General features: G+C 45.9%; 18 protein-coding genes. 12 read left to right on the top strand and 6 right to left on the bottom strand.

Annotated elements, in window-relative coordinates; translation table 11 throughout:
- Positions 1-246 precede the first annotated feature (246 nt).
- The 4 genes from tsf to fusA all read left to right on the top strand — a co-directional run bounded on the left by tsf (position 247) and on the right by fusA (position 7560).
- Positions 247-906, top strand: a complete 660-nt coding sequence (tsf, locus tag QUB10_RS28230; protein ID WP_333072626.1) for a translation elongation factor Ts — start codon at positions 247-249, stop codon at positions 904-906.
- Between the two features lie 378 nt (positions 907-1284).
- Complete coding sequence (locus QUB10_RS28225) at positions 1285-2214, top strand: hypothetical protein (RefSeq protein WP_333206532.1); 930 nt, start codon at positions 1285-1287, stop codon at positions 2212-2214.
- Positions 2215-2403: 189 nt separating this feature from the next.
- On the top strand, positions 2404-4911 hold the full coding sequence (gene recG / locus QUB10_RS28220; RefSeq protein WP_333206530.1) for an ATP-dependent DNA helicase RecG: 2508 nt from the start codon (positions 2404-2406) through the stop codon (positions 4909-4911).
- 564 nt (positions 4912-5475) lie between these two features.
- The gene (gene fusA / locus QUB10_RS28215) at positions 5476-7560 is read left to right on the top strand and encodes an elongation factor G (RefSeq protein WP_333206528.1); all 2085 of its coding nucleotides are present in this window, start codon (positions 5476-5478) and stop codon (positions 7558-7560) included.
- A 293-nt stretch (positions 7561-7853) separates the two neighbouring features.
- Here the strand turns inward: fusA and QUB10_RS28210 are convergent, their stop codons facing one another.
- A complete protein-coding gene (locus QUB10_RS28210; protein ID WP_333206527.1) occupies positions 7854-10646 on the bottom strand; it encodes a hypothetical protein in 2793 nt (930 codons plus the stop codon).
- A 108-nt stretch (positions 10647-10754) separates the two neighbouring features.
- Positions 10755-12032 (bottom strand): hypothetical protein, encoded by a 1278-nt coding sequence (locus QUB10_RS28205; protein WP_333206526.1) that lies wholly within the window; start codon positions 12030-12032, stop codon positions 10755-10757.
- Positions 12033-12363: 331 nt separating this feature from the next.
- On the opposite strand from QUB10_RS28205, the gene QUB10_RS28200 reads away from it, so the two are divergent.
- The 4 genes from QUB10_RS28200 to QUB10_RS28190 are packed head-to-tail and all read left to right on the top strand — an operon-like array spanning position 12364 to position 13213.
- Entirely contained in the window at positions 12364-12621 is a 258-nt protein-coding gene (locus tag QUB10_RS28200) for an antitoxin (protein ID WP_333179728.1), read from the top strand.
- Positions 12621-12944, top strand: coding sequence for a type II toxin-antitoxin system RelE/ParE family toxin (locus tag QUB10_RS28195; protein WP_015178023.1), 324 nt, complete (start codon positions 12621-12623; stop codon positions 12942-12944). The genes QUB10_RS28200 and QUB10_RS28195 overlap by 1 nt, the downstream gene beginning before the upstream one ends.
- A 38-nt stretch (positions 12945-12982) precedes the next feature.
- Positions 12983-13078: a MarR family transcriptional regulator gene (locus QUB10_RS34325; protein WP_071884039.1), complete on the top strand. Its 96-nt coding sequence runs from the start codon at positions 12983-12985 to the stop codon at positions 13076-13078.
- A complete protein-coding gene (locus tag QUB10_RS28190; RefSeq protein ID WP_333206524.1) occupies positions 13079-13213 on the top strand; it encodes a hypothetical protein in 135 nt (44 codons plus the stop codon).
- A 156-nt stretch (positions 13214-13369) separates the two neighbouring features.
- Here the strand turns inward: QUB10_RS28190 and QUB10_RS28185 are convergent, their stop codons facing one another.
- The gene (locus QUB10_RS28185; RefSeq protein WP_333206522.1) at positions 13370-14752 is read right to left on the bottom strand and encodes a UDP-N-acetylmuramoyl-tripeptide--D-alanyl-D-alanine ligase; all 1383 of its coding nucleotides are present in this window, start codon (positions 14750-14752) and stop codon (positions 13370-13372) included.
- Positions 14753-15160: 408 nt separating this feature from the next.
- On the opposite strand from QUB10_RS28185, the gene QUB10_RS28180 reads away from it, so the two are divergent.
- Positions 15161-16441: a hypothetical protein gene (locus QUB10_RS28180; protein WP_333206520.1), complete on the top strand. Its 1281-nt coding sequence runs from the start codon at positions 15161-15163 to the stop codon at positions 16439-16441.
- Between the two features lie 287 nt (positions 16442-16728).
- Entirely contained in the window at positions 16729-17058 is a 330-nt protein-coding gene (locus tag QUB10_RS28175; protein ID WP_333198593.1) for an RNA-binding protein, read from the top strand.
- 242 nt (positions 17059-17300) lie between these two features.
- On the opposite strand, the gene clpS is transcribed toward QUB10_RS28175, so the two are convergent.
- Positions 17301-17582 carry an ATP-dependent Clp protease adapter ClpS gene (gene clpS, locus QUB10_RS28170; RefSeq protein WP_015178019.1) on the bottom strand — a complete coding sequence of 94 codons (282 nt, stop codon included), beginning with the start codon at positions 17580-17582 and terminating at the stop codon, positions 17301-17303.
- Positions 17583-17869: 287 nt separating this feature from the next.
- Here clpS and QUB10_RS28165 point away from each other — a divergent pair, with 287 nt between their 5' ends.
- Positions 17870-18472, top strand: a complete 603-nt coding sequence (locus QUB10_RS28165) for a DUF3172 domain-containing protein (protein WP_333035210.1) — start codon at positions 17870-17872, stop codon at positions 18470-18472.
- A 101-nt stretch (positions 18473-18573) separates the two neighbouring features.
- On the opposite strand, the gene QUB10_RS28160 is transcribed toward QUB10_RS28165, so the two are convergent.
- Positions 18574-18711, bottom strand: a complete 138-nt coding sequence (locus tag QUB10_RS28160) for a hypothetical protein (protein ID WP_333206518.1) — start codon at positions 18709-18711, stop codon at positions 18574-18576.
- Complete coding sequence (locus QUB10_RS28155; protein WP_333206517.1) at positions 18708-20036, bottom strand: AMIN domain-containing protein; 1329 nt, start codon at positions 20034-20036, stop codon at positions 18708-18710. The genes QUB10_RS28160 and QUB10_RS28155 overlap by 4 nt, the downstream gene beginning before the upstream one ends.
- Positions 20037-20126: 90 nt before the next feature.
- Here QUB10_RS28155 and QUB10_RS28150 point away from each other — a divergent pair, with 90 nt between their 5' ends.
- A complete protein-coding gene (locus QUB10_RS28150) occupies positions 20127-20684 on the top strand; it encodes an NUDIX hydrolase (RefSeq protein ID WP_333206515.1) in 558 nt (185 codons plus the stop codon).
- Positions 20685-20842 lie beyond the last annotated feature (158 nt).

Here is a 20842-nt window from a genome sequence, read left to right as displayed (position 1 = left end):
GATATTTTTAATTTTTAATTGTACATAGCACGAGTCTAAGTCATTAGTAGAACTCTGGCAAAAGCATTCATTGTGTCAGGGTCAGAATTAATTCTGGCGCTACACCTACAAAGTCGGTACTAAGATCGACTGGGTATTTCTTCACTCTGGTCTAATCATTAACATTAAAATTAGTGACTAATGACTGATGACTAATGACTGATGACTAATGACTAATAACTAATTTTGATTGGGAACTTAAAGAAGATGGCGGACATATCTGCAAAACTTGTTAAAGAACTGCGCGAAAAAACTGGCGCGGGCATGATGGACTGCAAAAAAGCCCTCGTTGAAAACGAAGGCAATATCGAAACATCCATTGAGTGGCTGCGGAAAAAAGGTCTGGCTTCGGCAGGTAAAAAAGGTGGACGAGTTGCCTCAGAAGGGCTTGTAGGCAGCTACATTCACACCGGCGGCCGCGTGGGAGTGCTGGTGGAAGTTAACTGCGAAACAGATTTTGTGGCACGTCGCGAAGAATTCCAAAAGTTGGTGCGGGATATTGCGATGCAAATTGCAGCTTGCCCGAATGTGGAATACGTGAAAGTTGAAGATATCCCCGCCGAAGTTGTCGAAAGAGAAAAGGCAATTGAAATGGGCAAAGATGACTTGGGCAACAAGCCGGAAAACATCAAAGAAAAGATTGTTCTAGGGCGGATTGAGAAGCGCATGAAAGAGTTATCTTTGATGGATCAGCCTTTTATTAAAGATCAGAATATCTCGGTGGAAGAGTTGGTGAAACAAACGATCGCCCAAATTGGAGAAAATGTCCAAGTGCGCCGATTCGTGCGTTTTGTCTTGGGCGAAGGCATTGAAAAGGTAGAAGCTAACTTTGCCGATGAAGTGGCCGCCCAAATGGGTGTTCAATAATCCAAATTAAGATTTAGAATTAAAAATTAAAAATGTAAAAAGTTGATTTTTTGCATTTTTAATTTTTAATTTTTATAGGACTTATGGACAAACTATAGCCTTTCTCAGAAAGATAAGGTACTCATGGGCATAGGGCTAATGGCATAGGGCATAGGGGATACGTCACTTTTTTGAGAACCGCTATATATTTGTAGGTGGGCACTGCAAACCTTACTACTAGAGACAGCGTAAAAATTGAAAACTTGCGTAATATCAAATCCGTTAGCATCGGAATAGTAAATTAGAGTTCACTGTCAACAGTCAACCGTCAACCGTCAACATCACCTGACGGTGTAACGGGAAATGATATAAGTCCTATTTTAATTTTATACGAGAGATATGGTGCGACCAAGAGAGAGAATAGAGCAAGATTTGGCAGGACTCGAAGAGGCTTTAGCCGCCTTAAATTTGGAGTTTCACAGTACCTACGAAGGTTATTTAACTGCGTTGGGACAAGCGGTGCGACAGCAGTTAATTTTGGCTTGCTATCACCTTTGCACTCAAGCAGTACCGGAGTCGTTTCTCAAGTTGTCCTTCGAGGGGAGACAAAAAATGCAGCAGTCTGTAAGGGCTTTGGCTGCGGCGTCGGAGGAAAAATTGCGCTCGCTGGTGACTGAATCACAAGCAGATGAAGAAATAGAGGAAGAGGAAGAGGAAGACGAAGAGGAAGAAGAAGACGAAGACGACTTCGATGAAGAGGAAGACGAAGCAGACGACAAGGAAGAAGACGAAAAGGAAAAAAACCAAGTTTCGGCCATTAACTATCTATTTTCATTGGCAAATTATCAATTGCCAAGTGCCAATTCCCCAGAAAGTTTGGCACGCTGGCAAAATAGTATTGAAAAGTCGATCGTCCATATACTCAAGCTGCTTTCTCGCGACACCAACCGCTTGCTGCAACAGTCGGGAATCTTGCCGAGTCAATTACCAGAACCTGTTCTAGAAGCTGCTTCTGGTGCTGAATCCTCCGGCGATAGTGTTGCCGGGCCGCCTAACTTATTAAACTTAATCATTGAAACCGATGCCTCATCAGCATCGCGCAAATTGGCGGCAGCAACCTTTGGTAGTAGGGCACTGCACATTACAGCGATTAAACTGCGGCTATCGGAAATAGAGTTTGCCGATGCGGGAACCTCGGCTTGGCGCCAGCAAATTCGTAACCTCTCTGTAAAGTTGAACTCGCTGGGCCGCGATTACCAGAAAAAGCAGCGGGAACTTGCTGTGGTGGAGGCTGAGTCGGCTTGGCGATCGAGTTGGTTTGAAGATTGATCGGATGTTGAGGGAAGAAGGAAGAAGTCCGATGGAAGTCGGAAAAACGTACAACTTTTAAGCTATTGGAAACCGAGTTTCTTAAAGAAACCCGGTTTCTCGGTGTTATAATTTTTTTGGTGGAAGCTTCTTAAAAGAAAAATTTAAAATCTAAAATCTAAAATCTAAAATCTAAAATCTAAAATTGATATGACTAATAATCAACCCGAATGGCAGCGATTGCAAAAAGCTCTTTCAGTAGAAGCCGATCGCGGATTTAACGACATCCAAGGCAGTCAATACCGCTTCAGCGAGTTTCTGGGCCTGAGTTTGAGACAGTTGGCAGGTTCTGTGGCGGCTTCTTCGCGCGATCGAGCCAGACAACTAGCCGCTGAATTTGACATCTACCCTCAGAAAGATATCGAACAGCGCCAACATTCGATCGCCATTACGGTCAGTTTTCTCCGACAAATGGAGCAAGTTTGGGAACAAGAAACTCGCCACCAGGAAGAACAAGCAGAACAAGTCAGACCCGCAAACGCTCCCGAACCAACCGCCCCAGCCGTTTCCGTTCCCCGAACAGCACCCCTGAGTACAGCCGCCGCACCACCAAGCCTGACTCTTGACCAACAGTTAACCCGCGTCACAGGCATCGGCCCCGCCAACGGCAACCGCTTGGTCAAACTTGGTTTATACACTGTATATGACTTGCTTTACTACTATCCCCGCAATCACATCGACTATGCAAAGCAAGTACAAATTCGCGAGCTAGTAGCTGGGGAAACTGTCACTTTAATCGCAGAAGTAAAGCGCTGCAATTGCTTTTCTAGTCCGAAGAATAAGAAATTAACCATATTAGAAGTAATTTTAAAAGACCGCACCGGAGAAATAAAAATCAGTCGTTTTTTTGCAGGCCCTCGCTATAGTAATCGCGGTTGGCAAGAATTCAAAAAGCGCGAGTATTGTACAGGTGCGGTGCTGGCAGCTTCCGGGTTGGTGAAGCAGGGTAAATATGGAATTACTTTAGAAAATCCTGAGTTAGAAGTATTAGACGACTCCGGCGGTGCGATCGAATCAATGAAAGTCGGCCGCCTGATACCAGTTTATCCGCTAACGGAGGGGGTGGATGCTGGTTCGGTGAGGCGATCGATTTTGGCTGCAATGCCGGCGGCAAAAATGTTGCCAGAATCCCTACCAGAGGATTTGCGCGAGCGTTACGGTTTAATGGGTTTAGCCGATGCCGTGACTAATATTCACTTTCCGCTCGATCGAGATTGTTTGGCCGCCGCCCGCCGTCGCTTAGTTTTTGACGAATTTTTCTACCTGCAATTAGGACTTTTAAAACGCCGCCAAACCCAAAGGAAAGCTCAAGCTAGTGCAGTCATCATTCCTAGTGGCAAATTGATAGAACATTTTTATGAAATCTTGCCTTTTGCGTTGACTAATGCTCAGGAAAGAGTAATCAATGACATCCTCAACGATTTAGCTTCGTCGCAACCGATGAACAGATTAGTGCAAGGCGATGTCGGTGCTGGCAAAACAGTAGTCGCCGTCGTGGCAATGCTAGCAGCAATTCAATCCGGCTATCAAGCCGCTTTAATGGCGCCGACAGAAGTTTTAGCAGAACAGCACTACCGCAAATTGGTAGGTTGGTTTAATTTGATGCACTTGTCTGTCGAACTGTTAACTGGTTCCACAAAAATAGCCAAGCGCCGCGAAATTCACAACCAATTAGAAACCGGAGAATTACCTGTTTTAGTGGGAACTCACGCGCTGATTCAAGATACCGTAAATTTCCATAAATTGGGTTTGGCGGTAATTGATGAACAGCACAGATTCGGTGTGCAGCAGCGCGCTAAATTGCAGCAAAAAGGCGAAGCTCCCCACGTTTTGACGATGACGGCAACTCCCATTCCCCGGACGCTGGCGCTGACGCTGCATGGGGATTTAGATGTGAGTCAAATTGATGAACTCCCCCCCGGTAGGCAGGCGATTCAAACCACTGTACTGTCTGCCAAAGAACGCATTCAAGCTTACGATTTGATTCGGCGGGAAGTGGCAAGCGGGCGTCAAGTTTATGTGGTGCTACCGCTGGTGGAGGAGTCGGAAAAGTTGGACGTGCGATCGGCAATTGAGGAAAAAGAGAAACTTGAAAAAAGTGTATTTCCTGAGTTTAAGGTGGGTTTGCTCCACGGCAGGATGAGCAGTGCCGACAAAGATGAAGCAATTTCTAAGTTTCGGGACAAAGAAACTGATATTTTAGTATCTACTACTGTCGTAGAAGTGGGAGTAGACGTGCCGAATGCCACGGTAATGCTGATTGAAAATTCTGAGCGTTTTGGACTGTCGCAACTGCACCAGTTGCGGGGTAGAGTCGGTCGGGGCAGCAACCGTTCTTATTGTTTGTTAATGCCCGGTTCCAAAACAGCGGAAGCTATGCAGAGAATGAAGGTTTTAGAACAATCTCAAGATGGCTTTTTTATTGCGGAAATGGACATGAGATTGCGCGGGCCGGGTCAGGTTTTGGGAACTCGGCAGTCGGGTTTGCCGGATTTTGCTTTGGCGAGTTTGGTGGAGGATCAGGAGGTTTTGGAGTTGGCGAGAGCCGCGGCTCAAATGGTAATTGAAAATGATGAAAGTTTGAATCAGTGGCCGGTGGTGCGGGATGAATTGGAGCGGAGATATCAGCGGATGATGAGCGGGTCGATTTTGACTTAGATAGTTTTGAACGCAGCAACGGGGTTTTTAATAATATTTTGTAGTGGCCGGTTAAGCAAAGATATATCAAAGCCGGCAGTTTATTGCTGCACTCACGCGCCATCTCCCCGTAGGCTGATTTATTTGCACCTACCTATTTAATGTCAGAAACCGGGTTTCTTGCCACAAAGTCACGTAAAATCTTAGGTTTTTTGTCAGGAAAACCCGCTTTATACCGTTTTGCTGAGAATGGTGCAAAATATCAAGTTGAGCGAAGCGTCAAAAACACGAATTTGTTGGGTACGAGTGCCTCAACCCAACCTCCTTTCTGAACCCAACCTAACTTTCACAGAAAATTTTTCCCTTGGTCTAGGGTATTTTTATGAATTGTAAGGATTCCCGTACTGATTAAACCAAAAATCCTTCGCAGGAATGACGGGGAAGTGTCAAAATTAAGATAGTTCTGCCAGAAACAGGGGAAAGGAAATCTAGCCTGTACTGGCGCCTAAGGCAACATTGATTCCTCGCTGGTTACGCTTGCAGGTGGTCGCCGACGGTTCGTCGCATTTAATCTCAACAGTAATTATGAAAGATCTCACTCGTTATCGAAATATCGGCATCTTCGCCCACGTAGATGCTGGCAAGACCACCACAACAGAAAGAATCCTGAAACTGACAGGCAAAATCCACAAAATAGGTGAAGTTCACGAAGGCGCGGCGACTACTGACTTCATGGAACAGGAGCAAGAGCGCGGGATTACGATTCAGTCCGCTGCTACCACCTGCTTCTGGAACGAGCATCAGCTCAACATCATCGATACTCCCGGACACGTCGATTTTACGATCGAGGTTTACCGTTCTTTGAAGGTTCTCGATGGTGGCATTGGTGTGTTCTGCGGTTCGGGTGGAGTTGAACCGCAATCTGAAACCAACTGGCGCTACGCTAACGATTCCAAAGTCGCTCGCGTCATCTACATCAATAAGCTCGATCGCACCGGTGCAGATTTTTACCGCGTTGTCCAGCAAGTCGATAAAATCCTTGGCGCTAAACCGATGGTAATGGTATTGCCGATCGGCATAGAAGAAAAGTTTTGCGGCGTAGTCGATTTGCTGACCCGCAAAGCCTGGATCTGGGATGAATCGGGCGATCCGATGAACTATACAATTAAAGATGTCCCGGCTGATATGGTCGATGATGTCGAAACTTGGCGCGAAAAGTTGATCGAACTGGCCGTCGAGCAAGACGACACTGTGATGGAACAGTATCTCGAAGGCAACGAGCCGAGCCTCGACGACCTCAAGCGCTGCATTCGCAAAGGTACTCGCGATCGGGCATTTTTCCCCACCTACTGTGGCTCATCGTTTAAAAACAAAGGCGTGCAGTTGGTTCTCGATGCCGTAGTTGACTACCTGCCGAACCCGATGGAAGTCACACCGCAGCCAGAAGTCGATCTCGATGGGAATGAAACCGGCGAGTTTGCGATCGTCGATCCCAGCAAGCCATTGCGGGCACTCGCGTTTAAGATCATGGACGATCGCTACGGTGCTCTAACCTTCACGCGCCTGTACTCCGGTAAGTTGTCCAAGGGCGACACCGTACTCAACACCGCCACAGGCAAAACCGAGCGAATCAGCCGTTTGGTGGAAATGCACGCCAACTCGCGCGAAGAAATTGAATCGGCCCAAGCAGGGGACATTGTGGCGATCGTCGGCATGAAAAACGTCCGCACCGGACACACCATCTGCGACCCCAAAAATCCCGCAACCCTAGAGCCGATGGTATTCCCAGATCCCGTTATTTCGATTTCGGTCAAACCGAAACAAAAAGGCGCGGAAGAAAAAATGGGAGCAGCCCTCACCAAGATGGTGCAAGAAGACCCATCCTTCCACATGGTGACGGATCAAGAAAGCGGCGAAATGATTCTCAAGGGGATGGGCGAGTTACACCTCGACATCAAAGTAGACATTCTCAAGCGCACCCACGGCATCGAAGTAGAAGTCGGCGAACCGCAGGTAGCCTACCGCGAGTCGATTACCAAGCGCCTCGAAGACGAATACACCCACAAAAAGCAATCAGGTGGTTCCGGTCAATTTGCCAAAATTGGCTATGTGATCGAGCCTGGTGAGGTGGGAAGCGGCTTCCAGTTTGAGTCAAAAGTGACCGGTGGTAGCGTGCCGAGAGAATATTGGCCAGCCGTCGAAAAAGGCTTTGAAAGCTGCATCGACAAAGGCGTCTTGGCCGGATTCCCCTGCCTAGATTTGAAATTCACGCTTCTAGAAGGCGGTTTCCACCCCGTTGACTCGTCAGCAATGGCTTTTGAAATTGCTGCCAAAGCAGCCTATCGCCAGTCTCTGCCGAAAGCAGGGCCTCAGTTGCTCGAACCGATTATGAATGTCGATGTATTCACTCCAGATGATTACATGGGCGACGTGATCGGCGACCTCAACCGCCGCCGGGGGATGATGAAATCTCAGGAAACCAGCCAAACAGGAGCGCGGATCAAGGCAGATGTACCGTTGAGCGAAATGTTTGGTTACATTAGCGACTTGCGTACTATGACCTCTGGGCGCGGACAGTTCTCAATGTCCTTCTCGCACTATGCTCCTTGTCCGAATAACATCGCTGAAGAAGTGATTAAGGCGGCAAAAGAGCGTCAAGCCGCGAAGTAGTGTATTGAGTGCGACGAATCGATTCGTCGCACTCAATCACCGAGGTTAAAAACTAGAAAACTCTAGTTTTTAACCTACATTCCGCACTTCTTAACATAGTCAGAAGTGCGGAATGTAGGCTCAAAGAAGCGCCAGAGTATCGTGTGCGCTTGAGCCCACATCAATTCATGCCAATATACCTGGGTTCGATCATTACCGTTACCAACTGCTACCTCTACGCTCAACTCAACCTAAGCTCAGAACTGTAATTGCCCTAGCTGACTGCAACAGCTATCTTCAAGATACTTTCATCTTTAGAGTTTTATGATGATTTTATCTGATAGACCTTGAATCTTCAATTCAAGCGTGGGAGAAGCATCACTGTAAAAGACTTCACAGGTGTAACCACTTTCAGGAACCTTGAAAAATAATCTGTTGCTGCCCGATACCTCCACATCTTCAACCTTACCTTTGACGGTGCATTTCTCAGACTCCAAAGTTACTTGCAATATCTTGGATGTATCATCAGTAATAGTTAGCTGCTTCATAGTCTTGATTCTCATCACTTTAAGACGACCTATGTCACGCTGTTCAATGCCAGGGCCTAAAGTTTTCCAATCAGCTTCTCCCTTGACTTCCGTTTTTGATGTCTCTGCTAGTGGAACAGCAAGCTCCGGAAGGTCAGAGACTGAATCTAGATTTATGCTCCATTTACGAGCATTCTCATCAAGTTCGTCCTGTCTTTGCTTCAATTTGACACCATCTGTGCTTCGCTCGTAGTCTACCTGCTTTTTCTTAGTGGCAATCCAACGTTCTCGTGCAAAATTTCGTAGCTTAGAGCTGGAATCATCAACAACAAATTGCTCATAAAATTCTAAGCATGGCACAAACTCACCAATTCTCTCCATTGCAGTACCAACTTCTTGTAAAGTTAGAGCCTGCTTCCAGTCGGAAAAACCTCGAACTGAAGTTATCAAGCTCTGATAACGTTGGCGTTCCTGTAGAGCAGTACCTGGTGTAAGATCTGAGTAAGCAATTCCACGGACGACATCAAACTTCAAACTTTTTGCTTCATTGGGATGAGGATGCTTAGCTATTGCTTCTATGGCTTTGCTCCACAATTTTCGCTGAATTAAGTAATCAACTAGCTCTTGATGTCCATTCTGGTTTTGAAGGGCTGGTACAACATAGTCTAACCATTGAGATTTATCGGGTTTTCCTTTTCTTTCCCACTCCTGAATAATCCGCAGATCTTCTCCTTCTTTTTGGAGGTATTGTAAGCCTTGGGGAAAACCTTCGACTTCAGCTTTAGCTAAGTTATACTTGCGCTTTTGGGGAACTTCACACTGATCCCAGCAGCGCACAGCACCTTTATAATCTTTGGCTTGGTAGAAAGAACTTCCCGCCACTTCTCTTGTTTTGTTATAACCAGCTTGTTGCAAGTCTTGTAATAGATTTCCAAATCGTTGCCATTGATCGCAGGTGAGACTCTGTTCGTTCATCAAATTTATATCAATTTGGCTGGCATATTGCTCGATCGCTGCTTGCCAGGGTTTGCTCGAACGGAAGTTTTTCAGTGAGTTGTCCTCATTGCACTTTTCAAGGAACTCGGTGAATTTATCGAGAACATCGAAAGATTTTGGAGCTGCCTCCATCATGAATTCCACTAGAAAACGCTCTACTCGCTTCTGATTGGGGTTTTCTTCACACCATCGATTCAGTTCTTGCCAACAAGCTCCCTCCCAGAAACAGTTCCAAGCCTCTTCCTTCTTACCTCGCTTCCAAAAAAGTTGACCAGCCTCACTAAAATGATTATCGAATTTGAGTGCCCAAGCTTCGCAGAGGTCAACTTCTTTTGTATCTCCTAACACATCGTAATACGCTTTTGCATTTCTGAGGAACTCTGGGTTTTCCTGTGCCAACCCTTGCTTCTTCATCTGCTTTGCTTGGAGTTCTCGGTTGTCTTGATCCAGCACTTCTAGACTTTGCCCTATGCTGATAGTTCCGAGTAAATCTGTCCAATCGTGGCGTTTATCAGCTTCCAACCGCTCAAGGAATCCATCGATCCGATCGTCACTAGCCTGCTGCCACAGCAATTCATCTCCTTCTTTTGAGTCAATGACAACCAAATCAGACATCGCTCGGCTAGCCGCAACGTAAAGCTTGTTAAAGTAGTATTCTAACTCTACTGAATCTCTTTGACTATTAGCGTCAAAGTTCCATACAAAGTTCGCATTGTATTCTTGAGCCAACTCATGCCCAAATTTGTATAGGATGACAAGCGGGAACTCCAGACCCTTTGCTTTGATGGCACTGTATACGTTCTCTGGCGTTTTTCCCTCGTTGGCTTGTGGAAATAATTCCCAAAGAATTTCATCACTTTTGATATAGTCAATTTCCCCGCCAGCTTCACAGGGTAGGATAAAAATCGGCTTATTGTCGATATGGCTTTTTAAATCGTCTAACGAGAGATTCTGACCAAAAATAAACTTTTGCGGTTTAGAAAAACTGTCTTTTTTTTGCCACGGAGTTTGTGGCTTAATGTCAGGTAGATCGAAACGAACACAGCGCCACAATTGGATTAAATTGGTCACTTTAACGATAGATGAGCTAGAGCGATAATTAACTTGTAGCTCCTTAAAATTCATCTTTAGATTAAGTTTACTTGCTGGATCGAGCCTCATTACAACTTCGTTGTAAAACAATGCCCCGACGCTATCCCAACGAAATCCAGTAGGGTTTAAGGTTTGAAAAGGATCGCCAGCAAAGGTAAAGGGTAGGACAGAAACATAGTTAAATCCAAAATCATATTTAGAAAAAACAGAAAGCTTGACGATGAGTTGCAGTTCTAGTCTCGTAAAATCTTGAGATTCATCGCAAAAAATTGCAGTGTATTCAGAAGAGAAACATTTCCGTTCGAGAACTATTCTAATTAAGTCTTGATCGTCCCAGTAGCCCTTATCTTCAATTAGCCTTTCATACCATTTCCAAACCGTTTCATAAATTCCTTTGAATGTCTCTTCTGGAATCTTGCGTTGTTCCTCGCGCGGTAATTCCTTATAATCGTCTTCGTTTATATATCCATCAAGAGAGTAGCCTTTAATCAAAGTTCTAATAATGTACCAGCATCGCCCTGCTGAGTAGCGTTTATTTCTTGCTTCTGGCAGTGGAGAATCTTTATAAAGCTGTCGAAAGTGGTTATAAGAAATGTATTTTTATGGCTTAAATCGGTCGTATTCTGTAGATGGTAAAAAATTTAATAAAAATTTCTGGAAGGGTTGAAAAAATGGTTCTACATCTGGTATTTCGGCTTCTGGCGTTCCTCTATCTAATAAAAATTTATGATGAGATTTTAAAAGGCTTTGCACTGAATCTTTAGCTACCTTGAGCAAACTCTCGCTGTAAGTTAGAAAAAGAGGGTGTGGCTTTTCATAAAAATCATATCCTCCTGCTTGACAAGAATTCCAATGGCGATCGCAGTAATCAGCAAAAAGGTGGAATAACATTGTAGATTTGCCACTCCCAGCTCGTCCATTGATAAACATCGGTAGGGAGGGTTTTTGTGGAGTTGAAATAGATTCTAAAATTTGTTCTTCTTCCACTGAGAGAGCTAGATTTGATTCGTCATCTTTTTCAATAGCTAGCCAACTTTCAAAATCTAATAGTAGGTATGCTGGATAAGAACGTCGTGCTAGGCAAGTTAGCTCATCCATACTCAATTGAGCCGGAAGATTATTAACATTTTCACCAAAGTCGGGAAGATCGATCGCCTCTACTACTTCTCTTATAGGGTCATCCGATGGTTTTTCAAGAAAAGGAGCAAGAAAAAATAAAATTTTTCTAGAGGACGTATCTTCAGTAGCAATAGTTTCGATCCTACTAAACAAAATCGATAACCCTTCCGTGTTGCTATATAACTTTACATGAGAGCAACTTGTGCTTTCATCTTCCACCTCATTTTGACTAATAATGTCGAGAATAATATTTTTGAAAGTTTCCCGTCGGTCTTTGATTTTCTCTTGTCCGCACTTTTTCACCCATTGTCCGCTTTCGTAAATCACCAAGTCTTGAGAGTCTTTACTCCAGCTAGGTAGCTCTAGCCAGACTAACAGATCGTTTGGAAGAGGCTCGCGTTTGTTTTGCTGTTGACAAACCGATTCTTTTTGTTCATTTAGCCATTCCTTAATCTCATCATCATTCAGTAATGACTCTAACTTGTCTTGACCAAATTTTTGACGTTTCTTTTTGTCTATAAATTCTTCATACTCTTGACTTTTTCGCTCCAAAATATTTACTAAGCAGAGAATCTTCTCATTATCTACCTCTTCGATCTTTGCTAATAACCTGTATTTCCCTATTCTTCGCTTCCAGTAAGGATAAATTGGATCGAAGCGATCTAACACTTCGGAGTTATCATAAAGTTTATCGATTTCAGGTTGAAGATCATACTTTTCAACGTTATCCTGGCACTGCTGTGTAATATAGATATACATAAGTTTGGGAAAGTTCTTTGGTAAGTATTCAGGTAGTAGCTGACAAAATACCTATACGGCGAATCAAAGACAACTCGTAAGTTCCGCATAGCTAGTAGACATCTCCGAAAGAATACCTTCAACCCTTGCCTTGTGTGGGCTGAGAGCGAATTTCCGGAGATATCTAGTAACTATATCGCATTAGATAACCTCTCGATCCATAAACTTATGATAACAATTGCCAGTTAAGCTGCTCGATCGCATTGGGGACACCAGGAAGAGTCTAAAAATCACAATTGTAATTTTTTACATTTTAGGATATCTTAGAAAGGTACTCCGTCAATGTGGCGTTATGAGCAGGATAACGATCGAGGTAACAGACGAACAGCACCAGCAAATTAAGGCAATGGCGGCTGTGCTGGGCAAATCTATTAAAGAGTTTGTACTCGAAAGGCTGTTTCCTTCTAACGATCGAGAGGAAGAACAGGCTTGGCAGGAACTCAAAGAACTGCTGAGGGAGCGCATAGCGGAAGCCGAACGCGGCGAAGTATCGGCTAAGACATTCAGCCAGGTTTTGGAAGAGAAGCTGGCGGCGATGGGAAAAGTGTAATGCCATCCTACGAACTCACCTCCTACGCAGAAGAGGATTTAGCAGATATTATCGAGTACACCGTTAACAATTACGGCATAGCCCAGGCGCGAGATTACGTTGCTGCGCTGGAAACCTGTGCTGAAAACCTTGCGGGTAGCCAGGGCTTCTATCGGGATCTGAAAAACATTCATCCCCGTTTGCGCGTAACCCGATGTCAGCACCATTATATTTTTGGCATCATGAGATCGGGAAGTCTGATGGTGGTTGTTGCTATTTATCACGAGCGGATGGATGTGCTGCAACGCCTGAGAACGCGCTTGAAAAACCCACAAGAAGGATAGCTGCGATCGCCCTTTAAAGAAAATCGAATTTCACTACAATAAATCCCGATCGCCTGGAAAAAGCCGGACTGCTATATCGAGAACCCTGTCCGAGCGATCGGCGGGGCACCTATGCCGTGCTGACTGAGGCATGATTGGCAATCCAACAGCAAATGTGGACGGTTTATGCTGAGGGAATTGCAGAATACTTTGGCTGTCACCTGGACGATCGAGAACTTCAGGTGATGCAGCGAGTGCTGAAGCGAATGCTTGCCGGAGTAAGTCAGTAAGGGCGAGAGTGGCGATCGAAGTAGCTGCGGAAGCAGAGCAAGTTGCCAGTATATCAATTAAGGTCGATCGCCCCTATTTCTCCTCAGTCCGCGCAGGCGGACTTTGTTTGACAAGAAGCGATTTCAATCGCCGAGTTTCAATCACCGATTTTCTGTCTATTCCCCCGCCAAATCAGCTATAACTTTCTCCACAACTCGATTCAACTCAACCGAATGAGAAGCTTTAAATAAAATCCGATCGCCCTTTTCGACAAATCCCAACAACCGCTTTGCTAAATCTTCCCGCCCATCCTTGGCTGTAATATCTCCTATCTCCACAAAAGGCAAACCCGCAGCGCCCGCGGCCATCGCCGCTGCTTCCTCAAAATCAGCAAAAACAAACAAAGCGTCAAGCTGCAAATCTCGCGCCGCCGTTCCCACTTGTCGGTGAAAGTCGATCGCCCTGTCGCCCAATTCCTTCATCGTTCCCAACACCGCAATCCGGCGCTTTCCTGGAGTATCTGCTAACAGTCTCAGGGCTGCCAACATCGACTCCAAACCAGCATTGTAAGTCTCATCCAGAATCATAATGTCCTGCGGCAAATCGTAGCGGCGCGCCCGTCCATCCGGTAACTGCACAGACAAACCTTGCTTTAAAACTTCCCAATCAATACCTAAAACTTTTCCTACCGCTAAAGCGGCCAAATAATTTACAGCATTGTGGCGTCCCGGCAGTGGCAGTGGCAATTCCACACCTTCTACTAACATTGTATCAGGATTGAGCAATTCTCCGCACAAATCCCCGCCTTCTAAACCATAACTTAAAGTTTTTCCCGACCAAACTTTTGACGCAGTTGCGATTAATCTGTCACCATCGTGATTGAGAATAGCCATGCTATCTGTAGGCATTTCGGCTAAAAGTTCGCACTTAGCTTGGGCGATCGCCTCTTCCGAACCCAATCGCCCGATATGTGCCGTTCCTACATTAGTAATTACCGCAACAGTCGGACGAGCAATTTGCGACAGCAGCGCAATTTCGCCACTGGCGCGCATCCCCATCTCAATTACAGCAAAATTGTGGGAAGGTGAAAGCTCCAACAGAGTTTTTGGTACTCCAATTTCATTGTTGTAGTTATATTTAGTTTTAAGAACATTTCCCTTCGTTGACAAAACCGCCGCAATTAACTCTTTAACAGTAGTTTTACCTACAGAACCAGTAACAGCAACTATAGGTATACTGAATTGGTCACGCCACCAACGGGCGATCGACTGATAAGCTTTTAAAGTATCATCAACGCGCAACAGCGGAAAATTAGGCAATTCCTCTTGCCACTCTCGATCGACAATCGCGGCAATCGCCCCCAAATCCCTGGCTTTTGCCACAAATTGATGGCCATCAAAATTCTCTCCCCGCAGCGCCAAAAATACTTCGCCCCCCTCAAGAGTGCGCGTATCTGTGGCAATACCTGTCCCTACAACTGTCAAAACGCCTTCAGACACAGTAGGCAAAGGTACAGTTAAAATTTCAGCAAGTTGGGCGATACTTACGCGACAAACCATAACCAGCACTCACATTTAAAATAATTATTTTCACAGCTAATTCTACCTCGCCCAACCTCAAATTTAACTAACAGCGGGCTGCGGATCGGGATTGACCTTGATCATCCTAATACTAAATCGTCGGTTCACCAAAAAATTATCCCGTACCCACCCACAATCTTTACCAATACTTTACACAGTCGATGGTATTTAAGGCCTTGCTAATTACCAACAATTCATGTCATGCTGGTGTTGATAAATAGTTTAACTAAGCAAAAAATATCGATCGGCTTAAGCTGCTGACAGCTTCTACCCATAAGTCTCCGCCGGCGAGAAGCTCGGTTGACTCAATTATTGCGATTCATTTGCCAATTCATCAAGCTAATAGCGCTGAAAGCTCCTGCCCCAGCCTCGGAGGGTTAATCCACAGTGAACGACTACAACAGACAAAGCCACGAAGAAGAACAGCTACTTTACCAGCACTGGCTGGATTTGGTACAAATAGAGCAGCCGGCCGAACTCATCAGCCGCTTTCGCACTTTGTTTATCCAGGGTACCGGATATCCCGATCGCTCGATCGCCGAAGCACTCGAAAAAATAGCAGGCTCAGAACACGCCCAACAAGAGTTCAAATACATTCTCAACCGCTGCTGCCACATCCTGATCAACCGCTGGCAAACCTACCCCAGCAAGCAAGCAGCCATCCCTGAATTGATCGCTCTGTTTGAAGAAGCGCCCAAAATCTTATTTGGATACAATCGATCGCGCGGGCGAGGCTCCATCCCCCAATTAGTAAATCAATTTACCGAAAGTGAACAGTACCTCACCCTCCAACGCTTAGCCAAAGTCATAACTCACAGCAATGAAGATAGCAGCAACAGCAAAACCCCTGCTACCCTTGCCCTCGGAACCTTAATTCCCCGCTACCCTTACCTCTACAAACACTGCCTCCTCAGCGACGATAGCACCTACGAACAGCAAAAAATCATTAAAAAAATCCAAGCTCAAAAGCAGCAGCAATTTGAGATCAACCTCTCACAATATGTCGCTCACCAAGTGAGAAAAGCTCATATAGCACGTCGGGAAACCTCCCTTTCCTTCGGCAGAAATATACAAGTTATAAAAAATCCGACCTTGTTGACCGACCCGGAATTATTCTTTGCCCTCAAGCAATTTGTTGGAAAAGTAGAAGGAGCCGATACCTACAGACAGCTAGCGGGCCGTTTCACGACGAACGCCAGCACAAATCAGTCCTACCGCTCTTTTAAAGACGACTTGTACGAATACCTGATTTCTTCTGTCACCGATGACCGCTACGGCAAACGTCTCTTTAACGAAAAATTGTATAAGCAACTACAAAATACCCTGGCCCACAGCGATGATCAGAAGTTTAACGAATTTTTAATGATCAGAACTTGCAGTCAGTTATTGAACTTTTTAGTAGTGGAGAGTCCTGTGCGGCCCAACCACTTTGTCTTCATCGACCTGATCTCAAACCTCGGGCCGACCCAAACCACAGGTTTGCTGCTGAAAATCGTACTAATTTGCGGCAAAGTCAAGCCCTACCTAGAAAAGCGACTGGCAATTTTGTTCGGTCACTACGAATGCAGTACCCGAGAAGGCGTGGTGTGGTTAGTCAAAGCCCTAGAAAACGTAAACCTAGCTTTGAGTACCAACTTTGGCAAGGTGGATGTATCTTTCCTGCGGTGAGAGGGCGCGGCATAACTTTCTCTGCTTCCACTGCAGGCAAAACATCACACCGATCAACCAGGTTTCTGAATACCCTAAAAGTTTTACCTTTAATTAGAACAACTTAATTAACTCCTGAAACCTACTCAAAAGACATTATTCTATGTTAAAGTACCAAGTGTGAATCAGATTCAGTTGCAGGCTTTGTTCATTGCTACAGAATTGTCTAAAAACTTGCCCTTCTGTATCGGCAGGGGACTCTCCGAAACTGAAATCTTCGCACTGTCTAAATTTTGGAGTTATTCCTCATGTCGATATACGTCGGTAACTTATCCTACCAAGTTACCCAAGAAGACATCACCACCGTCTTCGCCGAATACGGAACCGTTAAGCGAGTACATCTACCTACCGACAGAGAAACCAGTCGCCCCCGCGGCTTCGGTTTTGTAGAAATGTCCACAGATGCAGAAGAAGATGCAGCCATTAGTGCTCTCGACGGAGCAGAGTGGATGGGTCGCGACCTCAAAGTTAACAAAGCTAAGCCCCGCGAAGATGAAGGCCGGGGTGGTGGCAACCGGGGCGGCGGCCCTGGAAAATTTGGTCGCGCAGGAGGAGGAGGCGGAGGAGGACGTTATTAATTTCCTCATTAATGTCCTCGGATAAAGATTTGAGATTGGAGAGTTGAAATTGGCGCGAGAGCTTACCTAGCTCCGAACCACTTCCGGCCGTTCCGAACAACCTATGCTCTTCAAATTTCCATCTCTACCGGATTAAATATACCAAAAAGCCAAGGGCCGAACCCTTGGCTTTTTGGTATTTGTAGAGTTGACGGTATGAGTCTGAAACCGGCCGGGCGAATCCCTTGCAGTACCGTCAGGTTCTAATCGTCAGGTTCGATGCTGCTGCTCAATCCGTGATTATTGAGCGTTTCAGCGTAAAACTCAGCGTGTTCCAGAGCGCAAACAATCACCAATCCCATCCCGTTAGTATGGGCTTCCATCATCACATTTACCGCCTGTGGCTGAGTCAGACTGGGTACCGTCGCCATCAAAGTCTGCACCACGTACTCCATAGGATTGAAATCATCATTGTGCAGCAGAACGCGGTAGCGCGGTGCAAGCTTGCGGACTGTGGATGGCTTTTGAATAATTTCGACAGACACTAATCTATACCTCCTGACTTGTAAAATGTTAAAATTTGTTAACAGTCTTGAGCCGGATTCCTCCGCTGTGCAAGAGTATGTCACTTTCAGCTATTTTATTGAAATCTGAAAATTCAGACAAGGCAACTCCTTGGTCGATCGCGAGCTGTGAACCCAAGACCAAACCCACAGGGGGTGTCCTGGGTCCTCCGCAACCATATTCCTAGCGCCATAATATTAGAAAGGCGCGATCGGTTAAAAATAACAAACTACTACCTGTTGAGTCTCCAGAACTGAGGGAACCTTATATGAAACGCAAACCTAAATCCTACAACGACAGATTCAGCGGCGACCCATCCCGAGGAGATGAAGACTCCGACTACCCCGGCTCAATGGGCGGACAGTCGCGCCGTCAACCTCAGTCCGGCAAACCCTCTTTCCTCAATTCCGCCACCCTAGGGATTTTAACAGCCGTCTTTATTCTGGGAATTGGCATTGGCATTGCCTTTAGCTCCACAGCTACAATTAGCCCAGAGAACGTAGCCTCCCGCGAATTTATCGATCGCAGCGCCCCGAACCCAGAACTTTGCGTGCAGTTTGGAGCAAGCGCGATGGTGACAGATATGCGCCTCTACGTCACCCTCAACCCTTTCAACGTCTACATCTCGCAGCCGAGTATGCGCCCCGGATGCGTTTTGCGAACCAATAACTGGGCAATTCTCGAACAAAGAAAACTCATCAGCCAAGACCAAGTGCGCGATTGCAAAAATCGCATGAACACCTTTGGCTTCACCGGCCCCTTGGAAGCTCAACCCGAAATTAACTGTATCTACCAAAACGACGGCGCTAAAAACCTGTTCCTCAACCAACCGGGTTCGATCGCTCCAACCACGGAAGGTCAAAATTTCTAAATCGCCGATATAGCGGTTTTCAGTTGAGTCAATTTCAGATATGGGGTAGGGACTTAGGCTTGGCTTAAGTCCCTACTTTACTTCAAGAATGGAAAACTGCTCTAAGAAAATATTGAAGGAAGAGGTTCGAGGGAAGAAGAAAGTCTTCCTTCTTCCTTCTTCCTTCTTCCTTCTTCCTTCTTCCTGACATCCGTTACATCCGTTACAAAATCCGTTGCCGAACTTCCTTCTTCCTTCAAAAACCAAACTGGGGGAAATCTTCCGTTAACTGAACTTGCAAAATTTGGCCGGGTTGAATCGTAGCAGGTTGAGGAGTCGCCACGTAAGTTGTAGCAACACCACCGGCGGCTCCCGCCAACAAACCGATACCAGAAAAGCCGCTCAGCAAGAACAAAGCTAAGCCACCAATACCAGTATTTCGCAACAAACTGCGATCGGAAGGCTGAGGGCGTCGGCCTTCCACGGGCTCCGAGCGAGCCAAGAGAGGGATATTGCGACCGTTGAGACTAATAGCTTCCACTACAAATCGACTGCCGAGGTTGGTTGTTTCAAACCGGCCGATGACTGGCGTATTAGCAGGTACGATCGTATTACCGCGACTGTCGAGAATTCCCCCTTGCAGCAGCAGCACTTCCTCTCGGCTGGGCTTCGCTTGCAGCCGCAAAGCCTGAGCACCGGGGTATAGCAAACTGAGCTCCGTGCCCGCCGGCAACAAGACATTCGCCCCAGCCTCCGCCTGCAAAGGAGCATTTGATCCGCCGCGAGGAAGTGGTTCACCAAAAGTAAGCGTCCGCTGTTGGGGCGCTGCTGCCGCCGTTATTTGAGGGTTTAGGCGGGGTACAGCGGCAGCTTGTACCCCACGGCGTTCATCAAGGCGAACATTGACTAAAGGCACTCTTAGCGGCCGGATTTGGTCATTTGAAGTTGACCGCGGCGAAAAATTTGTACCGGGATTCAGGGAAGTAGGAGATTCAGGTCGATCGACCTCTGTGGCAGCAGTTGAGTTGGAATCTATTAGCCGCTGGTTTTGCGGTACTTGTATGGCAGGCTGGGGTTGAGTTTCGGGAGTTTCCATAATTGGAGTCGGTTCGATCGAAGGACGCAACACCCAGCGATTTTCTACCCCGCTTCTTTGGAATTGAACTTTCCCCGCGCTGAAACCGACTCCAGGAGCCAAATTGACCAGAATTCTCGCCGTTCCCGGTTGAAGTTGACTCACCCCCACAGAACGCACTCTACCTTGTGGGTATAGCTGAGTTGCATCTACTCCGATCTCAGTATTGGGCAAATCCACAGCAATCTGAGACGGATTGAGTAGAGAATAGGTGGGGGTTGTTCCCTCTGGGAGAGTAATTTCTAGCTGATTTGTCGCCGGATCGAATTGCCAACTTGTGACTGTAGAAGCATTTGCTGGTTCCAGTGTTGCGGGCACTGCTGCAACTGCGGCAACGACTGCTAGACTCAGACTCAGTGACTCGATCGCAAACAATCCGGGTGCTAGATAATTAACAGTCAATTTTTGTAAGTCTTCCCCAAATCTGGTGAGTAATTTTTTGTATGGCATGGCGGCTGGGTGAAATTTTTGATTTGAAATAGATTATGGATGGGAAAATTTTGCCTTCGGATAACGCTGAAAGTTTAACATTATTGCGATATGACAAATTTAACTAAATGGAAATTATTGCGATCGCGGTTCGTTCTTAACAACAAGTGGTGTCAGGTTAGACAAGATGAAATAGAATTGCCAAGTGGACAAATTATAGACGACTTTTTTGTTAATGTCCGACCCAATATCGCCCTCGTATTTGCCACTACAGAGCAGCAAGAACTTGTATTAGTGCGCCAATACAGGCACGGAGTAGGGGAAATTTTGCTGGAACTGCCGGCGGGAGCTTTCAATTCTGCTCAAGAGAGCGGGAAATCGGCAGCCGCCAGAGAACTTGCCGAAGAAACGGGATATGTTGCTGAAGAAATTTTGGAACTAGCAACCTTATATGATAACCCCGTAAAAGACACCAATTCTATCTACCTATACTTTGCTCAAAATGTCAAGCTTGCAAGCAAAATCCAATTAGATATTACAGAAGATATTGAAGTAGTTTTAGTCCCCATTGCCGAAGTTTTGGTAAAAATAAAAAACCGAGAAATTTGTGTAGCCGGAAGCATCGCAGCTATTTTTTTAGGATTAGATTTTTTGAATAAACAGCGGTAAGGTGCTGTATTAATGGAACCTTACACGCTGTTTATTGCCCTTTGGTCTTAACGAGAAAGAGCAATAAAATCCAGAGAAGTGAGAGAATTATCAGCGCCAAAAACCTGAGCCAAAACCTCGCCAGTCGCAGCAACTTGTAGCAGTGTGGCATTCCCCGT

Origin of the sequence: Microcoleus sp. B5-D4 (assembly GCF_036705145.1) — a bacterium.
Lineage (GTDB): Bacteria > Cyanobacteriota > Cyanobacteriia > Cyanobacteriales > Microcoleaceae > Microcoleus.
The sequence above is the reverse complement of the archived record's forward strand: the minus strand, read 5'-3'. Positions and strand labels throughout refer to the sequence as shown.

Coding starts and splice junctions, on each gene's coding strand:
- tsf (WP_333072626.1), top strand. CDS start 247: ATGGCGGACATATCTGCAAAACTTGTTAAAGAACTGCGCGAAAAAACT.
- QUB10_RS28225 (WP_333206532.1), top strand. CDS start 1,285: ATGGTGCGACCAAGAGAGAGAATAGAGCAAGATTTGGCAGGACTCGAA.
- recG (WP_333206530.1), top strand. CDS start 2,404: ATGACTAATAATCAACCCGAATGGCAGCGATTGCAAAAAGCTCTTTCA.
- fusA (WP_333206528.1), top strand. CDS start 5,476: ATGAAAGATCTCACTCGTTATCGAAATATCGGCATCTTCGCCCACGTA.
- QUB10_RS28205 (WP_333206526.1), bottom strand. CDS start 12,032: ATGTATATCTATATTACACAGCAGTGCCAGGATAACGTTGAAAAGTAT.
- QUB10_RS28200 (WP_333179728.1), top strand. CDS start 12,364: ATGAGCAGGATAACGATCGAGGTAACAGACGAACAGCACCAGCAAATT.
- QUB10_RS28195 (WP_015178023.1), top strand. CDS start 12,621: ATGCCATCCTACGAACTCACCTCCTACGCAGAAGAGGATTTAGCAGAT.
- QUB10_RS28185 (WP_333206522.1), bottom strand. CDS start 14,752: ATGGTTTGTCGCGTAAGTATCGCCCAACTTGCTGAAATTTTAACTGTA.
- QUB10_RS28175 (WP_333198593.1), top strand. CDS start 16,729: ATGTCGATATACGTCGGTAACTTATCCTACCAAGTTACCCAAGAAGAC.
- QUB10_RS28165 (WP_333035210.1), top strand. CDS start 17,870: ATGAAACGCAAACCTAAATCCTACAACGACAGATTCAGCGGCGACCCA.
- QUB10_RS28155 (WP_333206517.1), bottom strand. CDS start 20,036: ATGCCATACAAAAAATTACTCACCAGATTTGGGGAAGACTTACAAAAA.
- QUB10_RS28150 (WP_333206515.1), top strand. CDS start 20,127: ATGACAAATTTAACTAAATGGAAATTATTGCGATCGCGGTTCGTTCTT.